20 protein-coding genes are annotated in these 22,055 nt (G+C 72.4%); 11 read left to right on the top strand and 9 right to left on the bottom strand.

Going from position 1 to position 22,055, the window contains the following annotated elements:
- Positions 1–612 (bottom strand): adenosylcobinamide-GDP ribazoletransferase (locus ACEPPI_RS33245; RefSeq protein WP_373918990.1); only part of this gene is annotated, 612 nt, incomplete at its 3' end.
- Positions 613–682: 70 nt separating this feature from the next.
- Here ACEPPI_RS33245 and ACEPPI_RS33250 point away from each other — a divergent pair.
- Complete coding sequence (locus ACEPPI_RS33250) at positions 683–1,417, top strand: hypothetical protein (RefSeq protein WP_373918991.1); 735 nt, start codon at positions 683–685, stop codon at positions 1,415–1,417.
- A gap of 135 nt (positions 1,418–1,552) precedes the next feature.
- Here the strand turns inward: ACEPPI_RS33250 and ACEPPI_RS33255 are convergent, their stop codons facing one another.
- Together ACEPPI_RS33255 and ACEPPI_RS33260 are read right to left on the bottom strand one after the other, a co-directional pair.
- A complete protein-coding gene (locus ACEPPI_RS33255; protein WP_373918992.1) occupies positions 1,553–1,831 on the bottom strand; it encodes a hypothetical protein in 279 nt (92 codons plus the stop codon).
- Between the two features lie 14 nt (positions 1,832–1,845).
- A complete protein-coding gene (locus ACEPPI_RS33260) occupies positions 1,846–2,640 on the bottom strand; it encodes a PspA/IM30 family protein (RefSeq protein ID WP_285522730.1) in 795 nt (264 codons plus the stop codon).
- Between the two features lie 253 nt (positions 2,641–2,893).
- On the opposite strand from ACEPPI_RS33260, the gene ACEPPI_RS33265 reads away from it, so the two are divergent.
- Complete coding sequence (locus tag ACEPPI_RS33265; RefSeq protein WP_373918993.1) at positions 2,894–3,502, top strand: DUF3043 domain-containing protein; 609 nt, start codon at positions 2,894–2,896, stop codon at positions 3,500–3,502.
- A gap of 77 nt (positions 3,503–3,579) precedes the next feature.
- On the top strand, positions 3,580–4,287 hold the full coding sequence (locus tag ACEPPI_RS33270; protein WP_373918994.1) for a class I SAM-dependent methyltransferase: 708 nt from the start codon (positions 3,580–3,582) through the stop codon (positions 4,285–4,287).
- 21 nt (positions 4,288–4,308) lie between these two features.
- Here ACEPPI_RS33270 and ACEPPI_RS33275 read toward each other — a convergent pair whose 3' ends face one another.
- Entirely contained in the window at positions 4,309–4,518 is a 210-nt protein-coding gene (locus ACEPPI_RS33275) for a hypothetical protein (protein WP_373918995.1), read from the bottom strand.
- Positions 4,519–4,621: 103 nt separating this feature from the next.
- On the opposite strand from ACEPPI_RS33275, the gene ACEPPI_RS33280 reads away from it, so the two are divergent.
- From ACEPPI_RS33280 to ACEPPI_RS33300, 5 genes are all read left to right on the top strand, one after another.
- Entirely contained in the window at positions 4,622–5,836 is a 1,215-nt protein-coding gene (locus ACEPPI_RS33280; RefSeq protein ID WP_373918996.1) for a bifunctional adenosylcobinamide kinase/adenosylcobinamide-phosphate guanylyltransferase, read from the top strand.
- A gap of 66 nt (positions 5,837–5,902) precedes the next feature.
- The gene (cobT, locus tag ACEPPI_RS33285) at positions 5,903–6,970 is read left to right on the top strand and encodes a nicotinate-nucleotide--dimethylbenzimidazole phosphoribosyltransferase (protein ID WP_373918997.1); all 1,068 of its coding nucleotides are present in this window, start codon (positions 5,903–5,905) and stop codon (positions 6,968–6,970) included.
- A gap of 80 nt (positions 6,971–7,050) precedes the next feature.
- On the top strand, positions 7,051–8,934 hold the full coding sequence (locus tag ACEPPI_RS33290; RefSeq protein WP_373918998.1) for a phosphatidylglycerol lysyltransferase domain-containing protein: 1,884 nt from the start codon (positions 7,051–7,053) through the stop codon (positions 8,932–8,934).
- A gap of 53 nt (positions 8,935–8,987) precedes the next feature.
- Positions 8,988–9,638 carry a hypothetical protein gene (locus ACEPPI_RS33295; protein ID WP_373918999.1) on the top strand — a complete coding sequence of 217 codons (651 nt, stop codon included), beginning with the start codon at positions 8,988–8,990 and terminating at the stop codon, positions 9,636–9,638.
- Positions 9,639–9,716: 78 nt separating this feature from the next.
- Complete coding sequence (locus ACEPPI_RS33300; RefSeq protein WP_373919006.1) at positions 9,717–10,916, top strand: sensor histidine kinase; 1,200 nt, start codon at positions 9,717–9,719, stop codon at positions 10,914–10,916.
- Here ACEPPI_RS33300 and ACEPPI_RS33305 read toward each other — a convergent pair.
- The 5 genes from ACEPPI_RS33305 to ACEPPI_RS33325 all read right to left on the bottom strand — a co-directional run bounded on the left by ACEPPI_RS33305 (position 10,913) and on the right by ACEPPI_RS33325 (position 17,701).
- On the bottom strand, positions 10,913–11,764 hold the full coding sequence (locus ACEPPI_RS33305; protein ID WP_373919000.1) for an endo alpha-1,4 polygalactosaminidase: 852 nt from the start codon (positions 11,762–11,764) through the stop codon (positions 10,913–10,915). The genes ACEPPI_RS33300 and ACEPPI_RS33305 overlap by 4 nt on opposite strands.
- Positions 11,761–12,414 carry a spherulation-specific family 4 protein gene (locus ACEPPI_RS33310; RefSeq protein ID WP_373919007.1) on the bottom strand — a complete coding sequence of 218 codons (654 nt, stop codon included), beginning with the start codon at positions 12,412–12,414 and terminating at the stop codon, positions 11,761–11,763. Before ACEPPI_RS33310 ends, ACEPPI_RS33305 begins: the two co-directional genes overlap by 4 nt.
- A 38-nt stretch (positions 12,415–12,452) precedes the next feature.
- The gene (locus ACEPPI_RS33315; RefSeq protein ID WP_373919001.1) at positions 12,453–14,072 is read right to left on the bottom strand and encodes a hypothetical protein; all 1,620 of its coding nucleotides are present in this window, start codon (positions 14,070–14,072) and stop codon (positions 12,453–12,455) included.
- Complete coding sequence (pelF, locus tag ACEPPI_RS33320) at positions 14,069–15,583, bottom strand: GT4 family glycosyltransferase PelF (RefSeq protein ID WP_373919002.1); 1,515 nt, start codon at positions 15,581–15,583, stop codon at positions 14,069–14,071. The genes ACEPPI_RS33315 and pelF overlap by 4 nt, the downstream gene beginning before the upstream one ends.
- A gap of 102 nt (positions 15,584–15,685) precedes the next feature.
- Positions 15,686–17,701, bottom strand: coding sequence for a hypothetical protein (locus ACEPPI_RS33325; protein WP_373919003.1), 2,016 nt, complete (start codon positions 17,699–17,701; stop codon positions 15,686–15,688).
- Positions 17,702–18,075: 374 nt separating this feature from the next.
- On the opposite strand from ACEPPI_RS33325, the gene ACEPPI_RS33330 reads away from it, so the two are divergent.
- The 3 genes from ACEPPI_RS33330 to ACEPPI_RS33340 form a co-directional block, all read left to right on the top strand.
- Positions 18,076–19,605, top strand: coding sequence for a leucyl aminopeptidase (locus tag ACEPPI_RS33330; RefSeq protein ID WP_373919004.1), 1,530 nt, complete (start codon positions 18,076–18,078; stop codon positions 19,603–19,605).
- A gap of 310 nt (positions 19,606–19,915) precedes the next feature.
- Complete coding sequence (lpdA, locus tag ACEPPI_RS33335) at positions 19,916–21,304, top strand: dihydrolipoyl dehydrogenase (protein WP_266838656.1); 1,389 nt, start codon at positions 19,916–19,918, stop codon at positions 21,302–21,304.
- A gap of 57 nt (positions 21,305–21,361) precedes the next feature.
- On the top strand, positions 21,362–22,055 hold a 694-nt coding region (locus tag ACEPPI_RS33340; RefSeq protein WP_373919005.1), incomplete at its 3' end, for a biotin/lipoyl-containing protein.

Here is a 22,055-nt window from a genome sequence, read left to right on the forward strand (position 1 = left end):
GATCTCGACCGCGGCGGCGGCGCCGCGCGGGACCACGCCGGCGACGGCCGCGCCCAGGCCCTCGGGCCGGGCGGCGGGGACTCCCTCGCGGGAGGCCAGGGTCATGGCGAGCCGGGCGGTGACGGCGGCGAGTACGGCGGCGAGGGCGCCGTGGGCCCAGCCGTCGGCGTAGATGTCGGCCAGCGCGGCGACCTGCACCAGGAACACGATGAGCAGGGAGATGACGCCGAAGGGGCCGATGTCGGACTGCTTCATGATCCGCAGGGCGTCCTCGGCGGGCTTGGCACTGCCCAGACCGTCGGCCGTGTCGGCGAGGCCGTCGAGGTGGAGCCCGCGGGTCAGGGCGGCCGGGACGGCAACGGTGACGGCCGCGGCGAGCAGCGGGCCGCCCCCGAGGAGGAGCAGCAGGGTGCCGGGCACGGCGGCGAGCAGGCCGACGGCGAGGCCGGCCAGCGGCGCGCAGGCCATGCCGCTGCGGGCGGCGGGCCGGTCCCAGCGGGTGATCCGCGCGGGCAGCACGGTCAGCGTGCCGAACGCGAAGCGGATCCCGTCCCGGAAGGAGGCGCGCTCGGAGGGCGGCGCCGGTGGTGGATCATCGAAGGAATCTGTCATCGGCGCGAACGCTACCCCTTCGGAGTCGGCGGTAAATTGCTCAATACGCGCAAAAAGGGAAGCGGGTGTCGTGGGTCACTGGTGGTACCGGAACATCATCGAGCCGGGCAAGCTGCCGCTCCTGCTCGCCCTGCTGTCCTTCGTGCTGTCGTTCCTGGTCACGCGGGTGATCACGCGGCTGATCCGGGCCGGCCGGGGGCCCTTCAAGAACATCACCCCGGGCGGGCTGCACGTCCACCACGTGGTCCCGGGGGTGGTCCTCGTGATCGTCGGCGGGTTCGGCGCGGTCGGCAGCGGCCAGCACAGCTTCGGCGCGGGCCTCTCGGCCGTGCTCTTCGGGCTCGGGGCCGGGCTGGTACTGGACGAGTTCGCGCTGATCCTGCACCTCGACGACGTCTACTGGAGCGAGCAGGGCCGCAAGAGCGTGGAGGTCGTGGTGCTGACGGCCGCGGTGGTCGCGCTGGTGCTGGGCGGCTTCCTGCCCTTCGGGGTGAACGAACTGACCGCCGACGAGCGGCACAGCCGGGGCCTGGTGGTCATGAACACCTCCATGAACTTCTTCCTGGCCCTGGTCGCCCTGTGGAAGGGCAAGCCCCGCACGGCGGTGTTCGGGACGGTGATCCCCTTCGTGGCGCTGATCGGAGCGGTGCGCCTGGCCCGGCCCGGGTCGCCGTACGCGAAGAGGTTCTACGCGAACCGCCCGCGCGCGCGGGCCAAGGCGGGACTGCGGGCCTTCCACCACGACCGGCGCTGGGCCCGGCCGCGCCGCAGGTTCGAGGAGTTCATCGGCGGCACCCCGGACTGACGGCGAAGGGCCCGCCCGTGAAGTGAAGAAGGGCCCGCCCCCGTGACGTACGGGAGCGGGCCCTGTGGCCTTCGGGGTGTCCGGCCCGCCGGGTGACCCGGGTGGGGCGGACGTCGAGCAGCGAGCGGCGGGGCGTCAGCCCGGGATCAGGCCGCCGTCGCCGAGCATCTGCCTGACCTCCTCCAGCGAGGCGTCGGGCGCGGGCAGGATCAGTTCGGACGGCTCCAGCGCGTCATCGGGGAGCGGTGTCCCCAGTCGGCGGACGGCGTCGAGCAGCGAACCCAGCGTGCGCCGGAAGCCCTCCTCGTCGCCCGCTTCCATCTCCGCGAGCAGCGCGTCGTCCAGCGCGTCGAGCTCGGCGAAGTGGCTGTCGGCCAGCTTCGCCTGCCCCTCCCCCATGATGCGGACAATCATGACGGGCCCCTGTCCTACTGCTTGTCGAACCGGTGCGGGGTCTGCGACGGCGCTCCCGTGCCGGGGGCGCCGCCCTCGATGGCCTGCTGCTGCGCCGACGGGCCGCCCGCCAGCTCGGCCTTCATCCGCTGGAGCTCCAGCTCCACGTCCGTGCCGCCGGAGAGGCGGTCCAGCTCGGCCTGGATGTCGTCCTTGGAACCGAGACCGCTCTGGTCGTCGAGGGCGCCGGAGGCCAGCAGCTCGTCGATCGCGCCGGCGCGGGCCTGGAGCTGGGCGGTCTTGTCCTCGGCCCGCTGGATGGCCAGACCGACGTCGCTCATCTCCTCCGAGATGCCGGAGAAGGACTCCGCGATGCGGGTCTGCGCCTGCGCGGCCGTGTAGGTGGCCTTGATGGTCTCCTTCTTCGTCCGGAAGGCGTCCACCTTGGCCTGCAGGCGCTGGGCGGCGAGCGTCAGCTTCTCCTCCTCGCCCTGCAGGGTCTGGTGCTGCACCTCCAGGTCGCTGACCTGCTGCTGGAGCGAGGCGCGGCGGGACAGGGCCTCGCGCGCCAGGTCCTCGCGGCCCAGGGCGAGGGCCTTGCGGCCCTGGTCCTCCAGCTTGGCGGACTGGCCCTGGAGCTGGTTGAGCTGCAGCTCCAGGCGCTTGCGGGAGGTCGCCACGTCGGCGACGCCGCGGCGCACCTTCTGCAGCAGCTCCAGCTGCTTCTGGTACGAGTAGTCGAGGGTCTCGCGCGGGTCCTCGGCCCGGTCAAGGGCCTTGTTCGCCTTCGCGCGGAAGATCATCCCCATACGCTTCATGACACCGCTCATGGGCTTCGCGCGCCCCCTTCTAGACGGACTGTGCTCCAGGTCACCGACAGGACCCACAGTACGGGCCCTGTCTCCATTACCGCACTGTTCGAGTACGGATGCGCTCCTCCTCCAGGACGAGTACCCCGGCGCCGTATCAGGCGTAAGGAGTAGGTGATCCCCGAGACCGGCGGAACCCCCGCACTGGGAAGACGCCCGCCGTTGCCGGATCGTTCCCCGCGGAGGTGGGGCCCGTGCCCCCGACCACGTACGCTTGGGTTTTGTGTTTGGTAGCCGCTCCTCCAAGGAAGAGAAGGCCGCCGCCGCCGACAAGGCGAGCGCCGACCTCTCGCAGCCCCGTGACCCGCAGGCCCCGAAGGGCCGCCCGACGCCGAAGCGTGCTGTGGCCCAGTCGCAGCGCAAGGCCGTGGTGGCCTCGACCGGCAACCGCAAGGAGGATGCCAAGCGAGCCCGTGAACGCCGCCGGGAAGAGATGACCAGACAGCGCGAGGCGCTGGCCAACGGCGACGAGCGTTACCTGCCGGCCCGCGACAAGGGCCCCGTCCGCCGCTTCGTCCGCGACTTCGTGGACTCCCGCTTCTCGGTCGCCGAGATGTTCCTGCCGCTGGCCGTGATCATCCTGGTGCTGAGCATGATCCGGGTGAACCAGCTCCAGAACATCTCGCTGATGCTGTGGCTCGGCGTGATCGTCCTGATCATCCTCGACTCCATCGGCCTCGCGTTCCGCCTCCGCAAGGCGCTGAACGAGCGCTTCGCGAACGAGCCGCGCCGCGGCGCGATCGCGTACGGCCTGATGCGCACCCTCCAGATGCGCCGACTTCGCCTGCCCAAGCCGCAGGTCAAGCGCGGGGAACGGCCCTGAGCGAGGACTTCGCACAGGGGGCCCGGCTCTGGCTCGAAGGCCTGGGCGGACTGCGCAACGCGGTCCGGCAGGAACTCGTGGGCCGGCAGGTCGAGGAACAGATCACGCACCGCTTCCCGGTCGGGCAGCGGCTGCGCGTCCTCGACGTCGGCATGGGCCAGGGCACGCAGGCCCTGCGCCTCGCCCGCGCCGGCCACAAGGTCACCGGCCTGGAGCAGGACCCCGACATGCTGGCGGTCGCGCACGCGGCGCTGGCCGCCGAGCCGGCCGGGATCCGCGACCGCGTCCAGCTGTTAGAGGGCGACGGCCGCGAGACGGGCGCCCACTTCGTGCCGGGCAGCTTCGACGTGGTGCTGTGCCACGGGGTGCTGATGTACGTCCCCGAGGCCGACGCGATGCTCGCCGGCCTGGCCCGCATGCTGGCGCCGGGCGGTCTGCTGTCCCTGCTGGTGCGCAACGGCGACGCCCTCGCGCTGCGGCCGGGGCTGGCCGGGGACTGGTCCGGGGCGCTCGCGGCCTTCGACACCGTCGACTACACGAACCGGCTCGGTCTGGACGTGCGCGCCGACCGGCTGGCCGACCTGACGGCCACCCTGTCCGGCATCGGTGCGCCGCTCTCCACCTGGTACGGCGTACGGGTCTTCACCGACGGCACCGAGGCCGGCGCGGAACTCCCGCCGGACGAGGAACTCGAAGCACTGCTCGCCGCCGAGGAACGCGCCGGCCGGACCGACCCCTACCGCTCGGTGGCTGCACTCCTGCACCTGTGCGGGGTCCGGGGCTAGCCCCGGACCCCGGTACGGGGGCTACGCCTCGGCGGCCGCGCTGAGGCTCATCTTGTAGATCAGGGTGTCGTCCTCGAAGAGGGTGACCTGCTCCGCGCCCCCGTCGAGGAGTTCCTTCCAGACCTCGCCGATCCAGGATTCGGCGTCCCCCTGGGTGGTGAACTCCTCCGGTTCCACCGCCGGGCTCGTCTCGGCGCCGTCGGCCTTCTCGAACCGCCATGTCCACACCATGTCCGCCTCCGTTGCTCGCACGCGATCTCACGCTTCTCGGCATGAGTGTGCCCGCAGAGTAACCGGACGCGCACCAGTACCGGCGACGCGGGAGGATCTCTGTGTGGAACTCACCTTGCTCGGCACCGGTACCCCTGAAGGACTGCCCCGCCCCGGCTGTCCCTGCGCCGCCTGCGCGGTCTCCGTGGGCACGCTCGCCCGCGCCGCGACCGCCGTCCTCGTGGACGGCGCGCTGCTGCTGGACCTGACGCCCGGGGCGGTACTGGCCGGGGCCCGCGCGGGGCATTCGCTGGCCGGCGTACGGCAGGTGCTGCTGACGCACCCGCACGACGGGCCGCCCGTCGAGCTGCCGCCCGGACTGCCCGCCGCGGGCCGGGTGCCGGACGGGCGCGAACTCGCGGTGATCAGCGGGCACCGGGTGCGGGCGGTGCCGATGGACGCGCCGGGCACCGGGTACGAGGTCACCGGCCCGGACGGGAGCAGGCTGCTGTACCTGCCGCCGGGCGGGGCGCCCGCCGGCACCGACGGTAAGACGGCGCGGCGCGCGTACGACGTGGTCCTCGCGGACGTGCTCGGCCGCCCCGAGGCCCTGGCCCGGCTGCGCGCGAGCGGCGCCGTCGGCCCGGCCACCGACGTGATCGCCGTGCACGTGGACCACGACACCCCACCGGGCCGGGAACTGGAACGCCGGTGCGCGGCCGCCGGGGCCCGCGTGGTGCCCGACGGCACCACGGTGGTGGCGGGCGACTACCACGCGGTGCCGGACGTACCGCGCCGCACCCTGGTGCTGGGCGGTGCCCGCTCGGGCAAGTCCTTCGAGGCGGAGCGCCGGCTGGAGTCCTTCCCGGAGGTGGTCTACGTCGCCACCGGCGGCACCCGCGAAGGCGACGCGGAGTGGGCCCAGCGCGTCGGCCTGCACCGCGAGCGGCGTCCGGCCGGCTGGCGGACGGTGGAGACCTGCGAGCTGGTGCCGCTGCTGGAGCGGGCCGGCCCCCCGCTGCTCATCGACTGCCTCGCGCTGTGGCTCACCGACGCCATGGACCGGGCCGGAGCCTGGGACGACTCGGTTTGGGCGGCCGGCGGCCAAAAGGAACTGCGCGGACGGATGGCCGACCTCGTGGCGGCGGTCCGCGCGACGCGCCGCCGGGTGGTGCTCGTCAGCAACGAGGTGGGTGCCGGCGTGGTCCCCGCGACCGCGGCGGGACGGCGGTTCCGCGACGAGCTGGGCCGCCTCAACAACGCGGTGGCGGGCGAGTGCGAGCACGTCCTGCTGGTGGTGGCGGGGCAGCCGCTCGCCCTCAAGGAGCAGCCCGGGTGACGGCCCGCCAGGGGATCGGCGGGAGCGCCCCTGAGGGAGGGCCTGACCGGCTGTAGTCTCTGGCAAATGACCACGCTGAATCTCGACGACTTCTCCGATCTGATCGAACGCCCCGACGGGGGCGTCCGGCGTGACGCCGAGGATCGCCGTGAGCGGCTGGCCGTGCCGCCCGGCGCGCTGGGACGGCTCGACGACCTCGCCGAATGGCTGGCCGCCGCACAGGGGCGGGTCCCGGTGAAGCCGATCGACCGGCCGCGCGTCGTGCTGTTCGCCGCCGACCACGGGATCGCCGCCCAGGGTGTCTCGGCACGGGCCGCGGGCAGCACCCACGAGCTGGTCCGTTCCGTCCTGGAGGGGACCAGCCCGGTCTCCATCCTGGCCGGGCGGCTCGGCGCGGGCGTGCGCGTCGTGGACGCGGGACTGGACTGCGACCCCGGGCTGCTGCCCGAGGACGTGACCCGGCACCGCGTACGGCGCGGCAGCGGCCGGATCGACGTGGAGGACGCGCTGACGGCGCAGGAGGCCGAGGCCGCACTGCGCCTGGGCATCCGGATCGCCGACGAGGAGGCCGACTCCGGTACGGACCTGGTCGTCCTCGGCGACATCGGCGTGGGCGGCACCACCGTGGCGGCCGTCCTGGTCGCCGCGCTCTGCGGAACGGACGCGTCCGTGGTCACCGGTCGCGGCGGGGTGCCGATCGACGACCTGGCCTGGATGCGCAAGTGCGCCGCCGTCAGGGACTCGCTGCGCCGGGCCCGCCCGGTCCTCGGCGACCAGATGGCACTGCTGGCGGCGGTCGGCGGCGCGGACGTCGCCGCGATCACCGGCTTCCTGCTCCAGTGCGCGGTACGCCGCACGCCGGTCATCCTCGACGGGGTCGTCTCGGCGGCCTGCGGACTGGTGGCCCAGCGGGCCGCCTTCCGCGCTCCGGACTGGTGGCTGGCCGGACAGACCAGCGGGGAACCGGGCCAGGCCAAGGCCCTGGACCGGATGGCACTCAACCCCGTGCTCGACCACGGCGTCACAGTGGGGGAAGGAACCGGGGCCTTGCTGGCACTCCCCCTGGTCCAGGCGGCCGCCGCACTCGCGGCGGAACTGCCGGAGAGGGCGGCTGTGGAACAGCCGACGGACTGAAAAACCGGGCACTACGGGCCTGACCAGTCCGCAGTGCTCGCACTGCCTGTGGACGGTGACGCCCCATATCATCGCTTTTCATGGGAGAGGTCCGCTTGACCAGCGCAGACACCGACCGGAGCCTCGATCAGGCCTCCGGCAAGGGTTCCAACAACAAGAAGGAGTCCGGCGGCGAGTCCGCCGCGAAGGCCGAGAGCCGCAGAGGAAGCGCCTCGTCGAGGCGCAGCGCCGCCTTCGCGGTCTGGTACCTGCGGGCCGTCACCTTCGTGAACTTCCTCAGCGCGGTGTGGCTCTCGCTCGGGCAGGACCTGCGCAGGCACAACACCGCCGACTTCTACACCCCGTACCTGCTGACGGCCGGGTTCGCGTCCGGCCTGTTCTCGATGCTGCTCGCGGTGACCATGGGCCGCCGCAAGCGGGCCGCGTGGATCCTGAACCTGGTGGTCAGCGGCATGCTGCTGCTGGCCTTCGCGGTCGCCGCGTTCGCCCCGTGCACGAGCGGCGAGTTCAACCTGTGCTACCCGGAGTTCCGCGACCACGCCCAGAACTGGGTCTCGCTCGCCCTGACGGCCGCCTTCGTCGGCGCGCTGTTGGTGGGCCGCCACGAGTTCTACGCCAAGGGCGACCGCTCGAACCCGAAGCTGGCCACCGCCGTCGCCGCCGTCGGCCTGCTGCTGACCTCGCTGATCGCCGCGCTGCTGGTGGGCGCCACCAACACGGACCCGGACCGCGCCGACGCGACGTTCCTGGCCCGCTGGCGGTACGGCGTGATGCGACTGATCACGCTCGCGCCCGACGACAAGGCGTACAACGCGATCACCACGCCCGCCTGGGTGGACGTCTTCATCAACGTGATGTCGATGCTGCTGCTGCTCGCCGTGCTGTTCGCGGCCTTCCGTTCGCGCCGCGCCGTCGACCCGCTCACCCCGCAGGACGAGGAGCGGCTGCGGGCGCTGCTCGCCAAGCAGGGCGACCGCGACTCGCTCGGCTACTTCGCGCTGCGCCGCGAGAAGTCCGTGATCTGGTCCCCCACCGGCAAGGCCGCCGTCACCTACCGCGTCGTCGGCGGGGTCTCGCTGGCCTCCGGCGACCCCATCGGCGACCCCGAGGCCTGGCCGGGCGCGATCGAGCCGTGGCTGGCCGAGGCCCGCGAGCACGGCTGGGTGCCGGCCGTGATGGGCGCCAGCGAGGAGGCCGGGCAGATCTACGCGCGGCACGGCCTGGACGCCCTGGAGCTCGGCGACGAGGCCATCGTGGAGACCGACGAGTTCACGCTGGAGGGCCGCGCGATGCGGACCGTCCGGCAGGCCTTCAACCGGGTCAAGCGGGCCGGGTACACGGTCCGCATCCGCCGCCACGCCGACATCCCGGCGGAGGAGATGGACGTCCTCCTCAAGCGGGCCGACGACTGGCGCGACGGCGCGACCGAGCGCGGCTTCTCCATGGCCCTGGGCCGCCTCGGCGACCCCGACGACGGCCAGTGCGTGATGCTGGAGTGCACCGACGGCAACGGCGACCTGCGGGCCGTGCTGTCCTTCGTGCCGTGGGGCCCCAAGGGCCTGTCGCTCGACCTGATGCGCCGTGACCGGGACTCCGAGAACGGCCTGATGGAGTTCATGGTCATCGAACTCCTGGAACGCTCGAAGGAGATCGGCGTCACACAGGTCTCACTGAACTTCGCGATGTTCCGTTCCGTCTTCGAGCGGGGGTCCAAGCTCGGCGCGGGACCGGTGCTGCGCATGTGGCGCTCCCTGCTGAGCTTCTTCTCCCGTTGGTGGCAGATCGAGTCCCTCTACCGGGCCAACGCCAAATACCGGCCGATCTGGGAGCCGCGGTTCATGCTCTTCGAGAAGAGTTCCGACCTGCTGCGCATCGGTGTGGCGGCGGGCCGGGCCGAGGGCTTCCTGGAAGCACCCGGCCTGCCGAAGTGGCTGCACCGCAGACATCTGGAGACGATTCGTTGACGTCGTGGTCGACGGCCCCACTACGGCGGTTCGCCCGCCGGGAGTGGGGCCCCATGTTCTGGACCATCCGGGACGCGCTCGTCCGCGACAAGTGGCGCGCGATCCCGATGACCATCGGCGCGGTCTGCTTGACCTCCTTCTTCCAGGTCGTGCAGAACACGTCGTGGGGCTTCCAGCCCGTCCAGAACCTAGGGTCCGTCAAGGCCGTCGACCCCCTGTGGCTCGCCGTGCTGCGCACGCCGCTGTCACTGTTCGTACCCGCCCTCGACCTGCCGGTGTGGGGGGCCCTCGCCCAGATCCTGCTGGTGTTCGGGATCTCGGAGATCTGCATCGGCTGGTGGCGCACCCTGCTGATCGGCTACATCGCGACCCTCGCCGGGACCACCTACGCCCGCATCGCGCTCTCCCTGGGCCCCGACCACCCCTTCGGCCTGCCGCTGTCCGACCGGATCGTCAACGACACCGGCCCGTCCGCCGCCGTGGTGGGCCTCGCGATCTACGTCTGCTGGCGCTACCGGGCGTATTTCACCGGGGCGCTGGTGATCCTCGTGATGATCGGCGAGGTGCTGTTCAAGGACAACCTGGCGGGCAAGGAGCACCTGGCGGCCATCGCCGCCGTGATGGCCGTGTGCACGCTCCGCGCGAAGTGGGGACCCGCCCGCTCCCGCGCCCGGATCGTCCGCAGACCCCCGCCCCTCCTGTAGGGAAGCCCGCCGGCCGGGAGGTCGTACCGTATCGGGGTGACGACAGACCTCGGGCCCTTCGCCCCCACCCGGCAGTGGATGCGGGCGCACCCGCTCGCCACCGACGCCGTGCTCGCGTTCGGGGCGTTCGTCTCCATGGTCGTCGGGTCCTTCGCCGATCCGCACGGACCGCACGGGCCCACCTTCGGGACCCGCACCCCCGAACCGTTCTCCCTGCTGCTGATGCTGATCGGCTCGGCCGCGCTGGTACTGCGCCGCCGCAGGCCGTGGACCGTACTGGCCGTCACCTGCGGGGTCTCGCTGCTGGAGCTGTCCACCGGAGAGCCGCGGGCGCCCGTCGCGATGTCCGCGGTGATCGCCCTGTACACGGTGGCCTCCCGCACCGACCGGCCGACCACCTGGCGGATCGGGCTCGTGACGATGGCCGGGCTGACCGGCGTGGCGATGCTGGCCGGCCCGCTGCCCTGGTACGCGCAGGAGAACATCGGCATCTTCGCCTGGACCGGGATGGCCGCGGCCGCCGGGGACGCGGTGCGCAGCCGCAGGGCGTTCATCGACGCCATACGGGAGCGGGCGGAGCGGGCCGAGCGGACCCGCGAGGAGGAGGCCCGGCGACGGGTCGCCGAGGAGCGGCTGCGCATCGCCCGGGACCTGCACGACGTGGTGGCCCACCACATCGCCCTGGTCAACGTGCAGGCGGGAGTGGCCGCGCACGTCATGGACAAGCGGCCCGACCAGGCGAAGGAGGCCCTGGCCCACGTACGGGACGCGAGCCGCTCGGCCCTGAACGAGCTGCGCGCCACGGTGGGGCTGCTGCGGCAGTCGGGCGATCCGGAGGCGCCGACGGAACCGGCGCCGGGGCTGGCCCTGCTGGACGAACTGCTGGACACCTTCCGGCACGCCGGACTGCCGGTACGGGTGCTCATGCAGGTGGGGGCGGACGCCGAACCGCTGCCGGCCGCCGTGGACCTGGCGGCGTACCGGGTGATCCAGGAAGCCCTGACCAATGTCCGCAAGCACGCCGGCCCGGGCGCGAAGGCCGAGGTCAGCGTGGTGCGGGTGGGCGCCTCGGTGGAGGTGACCGTGCTGGACGACGGCGGGGACTCGGCCGACTCCGCCCCCGCGCCGACGGACCCGGGCGGCGGACACGGCCTGCTCGGCATGCGGGAGCGGGCGGGCGCCCTGGGCGGCTCCTGCTTCACCGGCCCCCGCTACGGGGGCGGTTACCGGGTGCACGCGATCCTGCCGGTGGCCTGTCCCCGGCGCGCCCGGCGCTAACAGGACTTCCGCCAAGGGCCCAGTTCGAGCTTCTTCTCCAACGAGCTGAGCTTCAACTCCTTGGAGCGGGCGCAGAACTCGTCCGTGGACAGTTCGTACTCGACGTGGAAGACGGCCTTGCCCGCCCGGATGAACGGGGTCAGCTCGTCGCACTCCCGGTACTGGGCGCACTGCTCGTTGACCGCGAAGTCGTAGTCGCCGACCAGCTGCGGTATCTGGTCGAGGTCGTTCTTGAGTCCGACGGCCAGTCCCCGGTCGTGGGCGAGCTTGGCGATCATCCGGTTGAACTTGAGCTGGTCCTCGGCGGTCACCGGGAAGCCGGAGTCGTTGTGGTAGGCGTCCATGTTGTCCGGTTCGACGGCGTCGAAGCCCTTGTCGCGGCACATGTCGAAACGCTTGGCCATCAGCCGCTCGACGTCGGCCAGGCGCCGGACGTCGATCCACCGCTCGCCCTTCCAGCCGTTGCCCTCGCCGAGCATGTCCTTGGGGAAGTCCCCGGAGTCGGGGCGGAAGTCCTCCCAGGCGCCGGTTGAGATGTAGCAGATGGTGCGGCGGCCGGCCTTCTTCAGGCCGGCCACCTCCTCCTTGGAGGTGAGGAACCCGTCGATGTCGTAGACGGGCACGTCCACGGAGGCGTCGAGCCCGCCACTGAGCTGCCACTGCCAGGCCGTCCCGGGCAGCGGCTGCCAGCGGCCCCCCGGCGCCGGGGAGGGTACGGGGGTGACGGCCGTGGAAGGGGTGGGTCCCGGTTCGGGGGTCTCCTCGTCGTCCGGCTCGGAGGAGCATCCGGTGAGCACGAGCAGGGCTCCGGCGGCAATGATCGCGAGCCCGTTGGTGAAACGCTTCATCCGGTTGCCTCCAGGGCGTTCGGGAGGGTCCCCCAGGGGTGCGCGCCGGTGCCGGGGACCGCGCAGTGCACTCCGGCCCGGCGCTCCGCCGCGAGCTCCGCGGCGGGCGCGCCCGGCGGGACCGCGTACACGAGGTGGCAGAACGTCCGGGCCGGGTGGTCGGCGGTCCAGGCGGGTGGCGCCGCCGCCGCGTCGCGGTAGGCGTCCCAGGGTCCCTCGAAGGTGACGAGCAGGTCGGCGAGTTCGACGTACCCGGGGTGCGGGTGGACGCCGTGGTTCAGGACGAGCGTACGGGCCCCCGAGGCACGGGCCGCGACGGCCAGCCGTCCGTAGTGGGGCAGCAGAGCGGGATCGGCGGCGGCCTGGTCGAGGAAGGCCCCGTCGGTGGCGTACCAGTCGCGGTGGCGCAGCAGGTCCTGGACCACCTCCGCGTGCGGGCGGCGCCCGTAGTCCGTGTCGACGTACCCGAGGACGGGCACGCCGGCGTCCCGCAGCCGGGCGCAGACGTCGGCGAACCGTTCGTCGGGGGCCCGGCCCGGACCGCTGTCGGGATTGAGCACCACGGAGTGGAGCCGGCCCGCGGAGCGGATGAGCAGCTCCCAGTCCTCGGGCCGGTCGGCGGGGTGCTCGTAGAGCGGCACCAGCAGCATGGGGTCCTTCTCCTCGTACGCGGACACGTGATCGGCGCTCACCGGTGGGCCGTGGCCCTGCCGAGGAGCAGGCACACCAGGACGGTCAGGGCCGCCGCGGCGCAGCCCGCCACGACGAGCTGCACCAGCCGGGGCTGGCCCACCCCGGCGAGCAGGGCCAGGCTCTGGGCGACGGCGGCGCAGGCGCAGACCACGGCCGCGGGCCGGACGGCGCCGAAGGACTGCAGGAGCAGTCCGGTCCACATCACGGCGCCCAGGAGCAGCAGGGTCGCGACGCGGATCCAGGTCAGGCCGGGGGCGTGCGGCCACAGCAGGGTTCCCGTGACGCCGAGGGCGAGCAGCACCACCAGGTAGACGGCCAGGCAGCCGGTCAGGGTGGAGAGCATCCTGCGCCGGAACGCCCGGGGCGAGCGGGCGGCCCGCAGCCCGGCGAGGCTGCCGCTGCGGAAGCGGTGCAGCAGCCACTCGGCGGGGCCCATGCTGAGGGTGAGGGCCACCGCGGAGGGCGCGGCGACCGCCTCGGCGGGGCCGCCGGAGAGCACCTCCCCCAGCGCGGCGTACAGCACGAGCAGGCCGGTGCCGAGGCCGAAGACCCCGTAGGGCACCGAGTCCCCGATCCGGGGGCCGCGCCGGGCGTGGTCCTCCTCGGCGCCGCGCAGCATCCGCCAGCGCACCGGGCCCCGTTCGCCGGGCCGGCGCCGGAGCCGGCCGCGGATCCGGCGCACGGCGGCCCGCAGGCCCCGTTCGACCGGGAGTTCGCGCAGGGCGAGCGCGCAGGCGGCCAGCAGGGACGCGGCGAGCAGGGCCACGCGGAGCGGCACGGGCAGGTCCGTGAAGAGGGAGAGCACCGCCCCGGCGGCCATCGGGCCGAGCGCGGCGAGCAGCGCCCGCTCCCGGCCGAGCACCAGCAGAACGGTGGCGGCCCCGACGTACAGGGCCTGGCCGGCGGCGAAGCCGTACGAGAACGGCGGGCCGCCGGGAACGGCGAGCGCGGCGGCGGTGCCCAGCAGCGCCCCGGCGGGGGCTCCGGCGAGCAGGGTCCGCCGGGCGGCGGCCCGGTCGCCGAGGCCGAGCCAGGAGTAGGCGCGGTGGGACAGGGTCTGGTCCCAGACCCAGCCGATGAGGGCCCCGGCGAGCAGGGTCAGGGTGCCGGCGGGCAGTCCGAACCGGTCCGGGGGGCCTTCGAGGAGGGGGGCGCCCAGGACGTAGGCGAGACCGGGCAGGACGAAGATCACCCCGCGGAGCAGGCAGGCTGTGAGGGAGACCTTCCAGGGGTCGGTGACCTCGTCCGGTTCCGGGAAGGAGCGCGGGACGCGGGCGTAGAGCTCCTCGGCGAGGGCGAAGGAGTCGTGGCGGCCGTAGGTCAGGCGGATGTGCTCGTCGTTCATGCCGTCGGATTCGAGGACGGCGGCGATCTCGTCGGGGTGCACGGCGGCGGCGATGAACGCGCCGAGGCGGTCGGCGAGTTCGTCCATGGGGTCGGCGGCGGCCGCCGCCCCCGGCCCGGTGCGCCGGGGCCGGGGGACGGCGGGCAGGGTGTCGGTGCGGCCGGCTCCCGAGCCGGGGCCGACGGCCCCGCGGTCCGTGGCGGCGGCGTGGCCGACGTGGACCCAGCCGCCTTCCGGCCCGGGGGGCCTGAGCCAGAGCGATCCGCTCACCACAGGCTCCCGTCCGCGGCGAGTTCGCGGTACCAGGGGTCCGCGAGCCGCTGGGTCCAGTCGTCGCCCGCACGGACGGGCAGGACGGGCTGCCCGGCGAGTTCCCGGTAGATGTGCCGGAAGCCGTCGACGGACTGGTGGAGGGTGAACTTCTCGACGACCCGTTTGCGGGACAACCGGCCGAGCTCGGCCCGGCGTTCGTCGTCGCGCAGCAGGGCCAGGGTCGCGCGGGCCATGGTCTCGGGTTCGCGGGGCGGGACGACGAGCCCGGTGTCCCCGACGGCCTCGCGGACGCCCCCGACGTCCGTGGAGACGGTGGTGCGCCCGCAGGACATGGCCTCGATGATGCTGAAGGGGAAGCCCTCGCTGATGGAGGAGAGCATCACGACGCTGCCCGCCGCGTACGCCCGGGCGACCTCGGCGATGCGGCCCTCGTAGCTGATCCCGTCGCCGACGCCGAGTTCGGCGGCGAGCTTCTCCAGGCGGAGCCGGTACTCCTCGCAGCCCGCCGGGACCGGCCCGAAGAGGCGCAGGCGCAGGGCCGGCAGTTCCCGGCGCATGAACGCGTAGGCGCGGATGAGGGTTTCGAGGTCCTTGATCGGGTCGATGCGGCCGCACCAGCTGAGGGTGGGGACCTCGGGTTCGGGCCCGGCCTCGGGGAAGGCGTGCGGATCGACGCCGTTGTAGACGGTGCGGATCCGCTCGGCGTCGGCGCCCCCGCGCTCCTCCCAGCGGCGGTTGTACTGGTTGACGGGGGTGATCAGGTCGGCCTGCCGGTACCCCTCGGAGTTCAGCTCCCGGTAGAAGCCCAGCATCAGGGCCTTGACGGGCCAGCGCTGGGCGGCGGTGCGGTAGCCGAGGTAGCGCTCGCGCAGGTAGATGCCGTGCTCGGTGAGGAGGAACGGCACCTGGTCGAGGCGTTTGGCGGCGAGGGCCGGGAGGGTCGCGAGGCCGCTGCTCACGGCGTGGGCGACGCTGTCGGGCGGGATCCGCACGGACAGCGGGCGCAGCGCGTGTTCCAGCAGGTCGGTGGCGGTGAGCGCGTCGTGGATGGTGGGTTCGGCCTGCCGGGTGACCAGGCCGGGCCGGGTCCAGACGTCCATCAGGAGGCGGAGCACCGACTCGGAGCGCAGGGCCGGGGTGAGGCGGCCGGCCCGGGCGAGGCGGGCGAACTCGCCGAGGGCCTCGGAGAAACCGTCGTGCGCGGGGTCGATCAGCGAGAGCAGGAAGGTCTCGTAGAGGGCGGCGAAACGGCGGTGGGCCTTGCCCCGCAGCGCGGACCGGCGGGTCCGGGAGGGCGGCGGGCCCCAGAGCGGGAAGGAGGTGTGCCGGTAGACGTTGCGCGGCAGTTCCCAAGTGACCGGCTCACGTCCGGAGCCGGTCAGGGCTATGACGTTGAAGTCGACCTCCGGCATGCCGCGGACGAGCTGGTCGCACCAGGTGCTGACGCCCCCGTGGACGTGTGGATAGGTGCCTTCTGTGAGCATGGTGACATGACGCCCATGGCTCATGCGGTGTGTCCCCCCAGGACGGAAAAGGGGCCGGCGCCCGTGGGTTGGAGCGCCGGCGCTAGGTGGTACGTGTGACGGCCGGCAGGCGTACCGGCCGTCGGGTCAGGCGAGCTTCAGGGTGACCGCCGACTGGAGCAGGTCGGGAGACGTCCAGGCGGAACGGGTGCCGGCGTAGGCGGTGCCGAAGTCCGCCGTGCCGAGCAGGAGCTGCTTCTTGGTCCCGTTGGGTGCGGTGACCGGGGCGACCACGCCCGAGGGCGCCTTGACGGTGACGTCCTTGCCGATGCGGTAGGCGGTGACCTGGTTGTTGGCGACCGCCTTGTCCCAGGCGGCGCGGCGGCTCAACTCGACGCCGGTGTCCTTCATGCTCTGGTTGACGATCGGCGCGCTGGTCGCGTACAGCGCGCGGTAGGTGTCGAGGACCTGGTTGAGCACCGGGTACAGGGTGCGGTCCTCGGCCAGGTTGGACTGGTGGACGTAGTGCGGCTTGGGGTCGTTGGCGAGCACGTGGCGCAGGGCGGTCCGGGCCTCGGCCGGGACGATGTAGTCCTGGAAGCCGGTGCTGACGTCGAGCGGGGCCGGCAGACAGGTGGAGGTCGCCGGGTTGTCCTCGCAGAGGCCGCTGCCGCCGTCGGCCCGGCTGGTGTAGATCCAGTTGTACTCGTCGGCCATCTCGGCGTTGGTGCCCGTGTTGTAGTACACGTTCATCGGGTAGCGCGGGACGGTCAGGGCGGCGCCGACGGCCCGCTGCGCGGGTTCGCGGGAGTTGTCGCTGCCCGCCCACTTCACGCCGTTGTCGGCGAAGGCGCCCGCCAGGTTGGGGTTGTCCGTGGGCTGCTGCGGGAGGGTCTTGAGACCGGAGTGCTCGCCGGTGACGATCTCGGTCCGGTCGGTGGTGATGCCGTGCGAGGCGGCCCAGTTGTTGTTGTCGCGGATCTGGGCGGAGATGTCGGCCCGGCTCATCCAGTTCGTCGCGCCCTGGGCGTTCTTCGTGCAGGTCCAGGGGGTGACGGAGACGTCCTGGGTGCAGCCGAGGAAGAGGTGGGTGTAGGTGTGGTTCATCCACCGGTACTTGGCCTTGTCCGCGATCAGCTGCGCGGTCAGGGCGTCGGTGCCGCCGTTCTCGGTCTTCCACTCCTCCCCGGCGCCGGCGTTGAAGAGCATGTCGAGCTTGAAGTTCTTGCTCGTCTGCCACTGCGCCGCGTACTGGGCGTCGGCGGCGGTCATGCGGATGGTGCTCTCCTTGCCCTCGCCGCCCGCGCAGGCGTAGTCGCCGGGCGTGCAGTTGAGGGTCTTGTCCCAGCGGGCGTCCGGGGCGAAGACGTCGTCGACGTGGACCGCGAAGTAGTTGCGCTCCTGGCCGAGGTGGACGCCCTGGGTGAGCCACTCGACGATGCCCCGGGCCAGCAGCCGGAACTGCTGCTGGTACTGGTTGTAGGCGAAGGTGGCGACCAGTTCGCTGCGCCCGTCGTGGGTGTACTCGCCGAGGAGCGAGGCCCGCCCGGTGCCGCCGGGGACGGGGGCGTCCAGGTAACTGGTGTAGCCGGCGCGCGGCTGCGCCATGAACCCGTAGCTCTCCATGATGAGCGGAGAGTTGTCCTCGAAGGCGACCTGACCCTGCAGGTATCCGAAGGGACCCGTCTTCCCGGCGGTGGTGACGGCGGCCTGGGTGCCGTCGAGGCTGCCGCCGTAGCCGCCGTTGTCGGTGTACTCCAGTCCGACCTCGGGGTGCGCCCAGGTGTAGGCGTCGAACTGGCGGATCCCGTACGTCGTCTCGTACGCGGTGAGCGCGGCGAGCTCGGCCGAGCCCGCGCCGAACGGGTTCTCGTTCGGCAGGACGACCCCCTGGAACTTCGCTCGCGGACGGCCGGAGACCGTGTCGCTGAGGAACGCCGCGTTGATCACCGGGCGGCTGGCGCTGCTCAGGTCGACGCGGGTGTACGGGACTCCGGTGTCGCGGAGCTCGGCGGCGATCGCCTCGACCGCGCCGCCGCCGTCGTCGACGACCAGCACCCTCAGGTCGATGCGCGGCGCGACGGTCGCGGCCTGGGCGGTCGCCGCGGGCACCGCGACCGCCATCAGGGTGGCCGCGGCCATCGCCGCGGCAAGCCTGTTCATCCTGTTTTTGTTGACCATTTCGGCCTTCCCCCCGCAGGCGTCCCTCGGCGGCGGCCCAAGGCGGAAGGCCGGGCCGGGGAGGCTCTGTGGAAATCATGCAAAGGGACCCCGCGTCCCCTTGCGAGAGTGGCTCGAGTCTCTAGGACCTCGTCAGGTCTAAAGAGCAAACCTGGAGCAGAGTCCACAGATGGGTGAACCTGATGGCCCTTTGATCGAACAACTTGACAAACCTTCGAGTGACGTACGGACGAGTACGTGCGCGTAGGCTCGTTTCCGGCGGCCGCCGGGCCCGAATACGATCGCTGCGGAGCGGCCGGAGATCCCGACGTGTCCGCAGCGCCCACACACACAAACGGAAGCGAGACTTCACCACCGTGACTGCTCTGACTCTCAGCACTGCCGGCGCGGCGACGCTGCGCGCCGACGCCCTCGTCGTCGGCGTGGCGAAGGGCCCCAAGGGGCTCGTCGTGGCCGCGGGCGCCGAGGCCGTGGACAAGGCGTTCGACGGAAAGCTCGCCGCCGTGCTCGACGCACTCGGCGCCTCGGGCGGCGAAGGCGAGACCACCAAGCTGCCCGCGCCGGCCGGCCTCAAGGTCCCGGTCGTGCTGGCGGTCGGCCTGGGCACCGCACCCGAGCAGGACGAGTCCTTCGACGAGGAGACCCTGCGCCGCGCCGCCGGCTCCGCCGCCCGCGCCCTGCACGGCGCGAAGAAGGCCGCCTTCGCCCTCCCCCTGGACGACGCCTCCGCCGTCACCGCCGTGGCCGAGGGCGCGCTGCTTGGCGCGTACGCCTTCACCGCCTACCAGGGCGGCGAGAAGAAGGGCGCCAAGGGCTCCGGCCCCAAGCAGCCGCTGGCCGAGGTCGCCCTGCTGGGTGCCAAGCCGCGTGACAAGGAGCACAAGGCCGCGGCCGAGCGCGCCACCGTGGTCGCCACCGAGGTCAACATCGCCCGCGACCTGATCAACACCCCGCCGAACGACCTCACCCCCGAGGCCTTCGCCGCCGTCGCGTCCGCGACCGCGAAGGAGAACGGCGTCAAGGTCCAGGTCCTGGACGAGAAGGCCCTGCTCAAGGGCGGCTACGGCGGCATCATGGGCGTCGGCAAGGGTTCCGAGAACCTGCCGCGCCTGGTGAAGCTCTCCTACACCCACGCCAAGGCGGAGAAGACCCTCGCCTTCGTCGGCAAGGGCATCACCTACGACTCGGGCGGCATCTCCCTGAAGCCGGCCGGTCACAACGAGACCATGAAGTGCGACATGGCCGGCGCCGCCGCCGTCTTCGCCGCCGTCGTGGCCGTCGCCAAGCTGGGCCTCCAGGTCAACGTCACCGGCTGGCTCGCGCTCGCCGAGAACATGCCGTCCGGCTCCGCCACCAAGCCCGGCGACGTCCTGCGCATGTACAGCGGCAAGACCGTCGAGGTCCTCAACACGGACGCCGAGGGCCGTCTGGTCCTGGGCGACGCCCTGACCAAGGCCTCCGAGGAGAACCCGGACGCGATCGTCGACGTCGCCACCCTGACCGGCGCCATGGTGCTGGCCCTGGGCGACCGGACCTTCGGGATCATGGCCAACGACGACGCCTTCCGCACCTCGATCCACGAGATCGCCGAGGAGGTCGGCGAGGCCTCCTGGCCGATGCCGCTCCCCGAGGACCTGCGCAAGACCATGGACTCCCCCACTGCCGACATCGCCAACATGGGTGTCCGCATGGGCGGCGGTCTGGTGGCCGGCCTCTTCCTCCAGGAGTTCGTCGGCGAGGGCATCACCTGGGCCCACCTCGACATCGCCGGTCCCGCCTTCCACGAGGGCGCCCCGTACGGCTACACCCCCAAGGGCGGCACCGGCTCGGCCGTGCGCACCCTGGTGCGGCTGGCCGAGCGCACCGCCACGGGCGACCTGGGCTGACGCACCACCCCGTGAGACACGTCCTGTGAGGCCCGACGCGCCCCGGAACCCGGTCACGGGTCCGGGGCGCGTTCGCTCTGGAAGAAACCTTGAGGCTCAGTAGGTTTCTACGCCGCGGTAACCCCTACTTCGGGCAGAACGACCGTGCACACCCGGGGCCCGGCGTCCCGCGTTCCCCCGACAAATGCGAAGATGGGTTCTCGGCAGGACAGGGCCCCCACCACAGGGCCGAAGAAACAAGCGGCCGATTACCAGCCGCCGCCCGGTCACAGAGGACCGGTGCTCGGCGCACATGCATGGAGGACGTGACGTGGCGAACGACGCCAGCACCGTTTTCGACCTAGTGATCCTCGGCGGTGGCAGTGGCGGTTACGCCGCGGCTCTGCGCGCATCCCAGCTGGGTCTCGACGTTGCGCTGATCGAGAAGAACAAGCTCGGCGGCACCTGCCTGCACAACGGCTGCATCCCCACGAAGGCTCTGCTCCACGCCGGCGAGGTCGCGGACCAGGCTCGCGAAGCCGGACAGTTCGGTGTCAAGACCTCTTTCGAGGGCATCGACATCGCCGGTGTACACAAGTACAAGGACGAGGTCATCTCCGGCCTCTACAAGGGCCTGCAGGGGCTGGTCGCCTCCCGCAAGGTCACCTACATCGAGGGTGAGGGACGCCTCTCCTCCCCGACTTCCGTCGACGTGAACGGGCAGCGCATCCAGGCCCGCCACGTCCTGCTGGCGACCGGCTCCGTGCCGAAGTCGCTGCCGGGCCTGGACATCGACGGCAACCGGATCATCTCCTCGGACCACGCGCTGGTCCTGGACCGCGTGCCCGAGTCCGCGATCATCCTGGGCGGCGGCGTCATCGGCGTCGAGTTCGCCTCGGCGTGGAAGTCCTTCGGCACCGACGTCACGGTCATCGAGGGCCTCAAGCACCTCGTCCCGGTCGAGGACGAGAACAGCTCGAAGATCCTGGAGCGCGCCTTCCGCAAGCGCGGCATCAAGTTCAACCTCGGCACCTTCTTCGAGAAGGCCGAGTACACCGAGACCGGTGTGCGCGTGACCCTCGCGGACGGCAAGACCTTCGAGGCCGAGGTGCTGCTGGTGGCCATCGGCCGCGGCCCCGTCTCGCAGGGCCTGGGCTACGAGGAGCAGGGCGTCGCGATGGACCGCGGCTACGTCCTGGTCGACGAGTACATGCAGACCAACGTGCCGACCATCTCGGCCGTCGGTGACCTCGTCCCGACCCTCCAGCTCGCGCACGTCGGCTTCGCCGAGGGCATCCTCGTCGCGGAGCGTCTGGCCGGCCTCAAGCCGGTCCCGATCGACTACGACGGTGTCCCGCGCGTCACCTACTGCCACCCCGAGGTCGCCTCCGTCGGCATCACCGAGGCCAAGGCCAAGGAGATCTACGGGGCGGACAAGGTCGTGGCCCTCAAGTACAACCTGGCGGGCAACGGCAAGAGCAAGATCCTGAAGACCGCGGGCGAGATCAAGCTCGTCCAGGTCAAGGACGGTGCCGTGGTCGGCGTCCACATGGTCGGTGACCGCATGGGCGAGCAGGTCGGCGAAGCCCAGCTGATCTACAACTGGGAGGCCCTGCCTGCCGAGGTCGCGCAGCTCATCCACGCGCACCCGACCCAGAACGAGGCCCTCGGCGAGGCCCACCTGGCCCTGGCCGGCAAGCCGCTTCACGCACACGACTAATCCACAGTCACGGGCGCGACGACCACTTCCGCACTTTCGTTAGGAGCAACAGAAACCATGTCGGTTTCCGTAACCCTTCCGGCGCTCGGTGAGAGCGTCACCGAGGGCACTGTCACCCGCTGGCTGAAGGCCGAGGGCGAGCGCGTCGAGGCCGACGAGCCGCTGCTCGAGGTCTCGACCGACAAGGTCGACACCGAGATCCCGTCGCCCGTCTCCGGCATCCTGGCCTCCATCAAGGTCGCCGAGGACGAGACCGTCGAGGTCGGCGCCGAGCTCGCCGTCATCGACGACGGCTCCGGCGCCCCGGCCCCGGCCGCCGCCCCGGCCGCCGAGACGGTCGTCGCCGAGACCCCGGCGGCCCCGGTGGCCGAGGCCCCGGCTCCCGCACCGGCCGAGACCCCCGCCGCGCCGGCCGCCTCCGGCACCGATGTCGTGCTCCCCGCCCTGGGCGAGTCCGTCACCGAGGGCACCGTCACCCGCTGGCTGAAGGCCGTCGGCGAGTCGGTCGAGGCCGACGAGCCGCTGCTGGAGGTCTCGACCGACAAGGTCGACACCGAGATCCCCGCCCCGGTCTCCGGCACCCTGCTGGAAATCCTGGTCGGCGAGGACGAGACCGCCGAGGTCGGCGCCCGTCTGGCCGTCATCGGCGTCGCGGGTGCGGCTCCGGCCGCCGCCCCGGCCGCCGCTGCCCCGGCCCCGGTCGCCGCTCCGGCTCCGGTCGCCCCGGCTCCCGTGGCCGCTCCGGCCCCGG

The organism is Streptomyces sp. AB3(2024) (assembly GCF_041862025.1).
Taxonomy (GTDB): domain Bacteria; phylum Actinomycetota; class Actinomycetes; order Streptomycetales; family Streptomycetaceae; genus Streptomyces.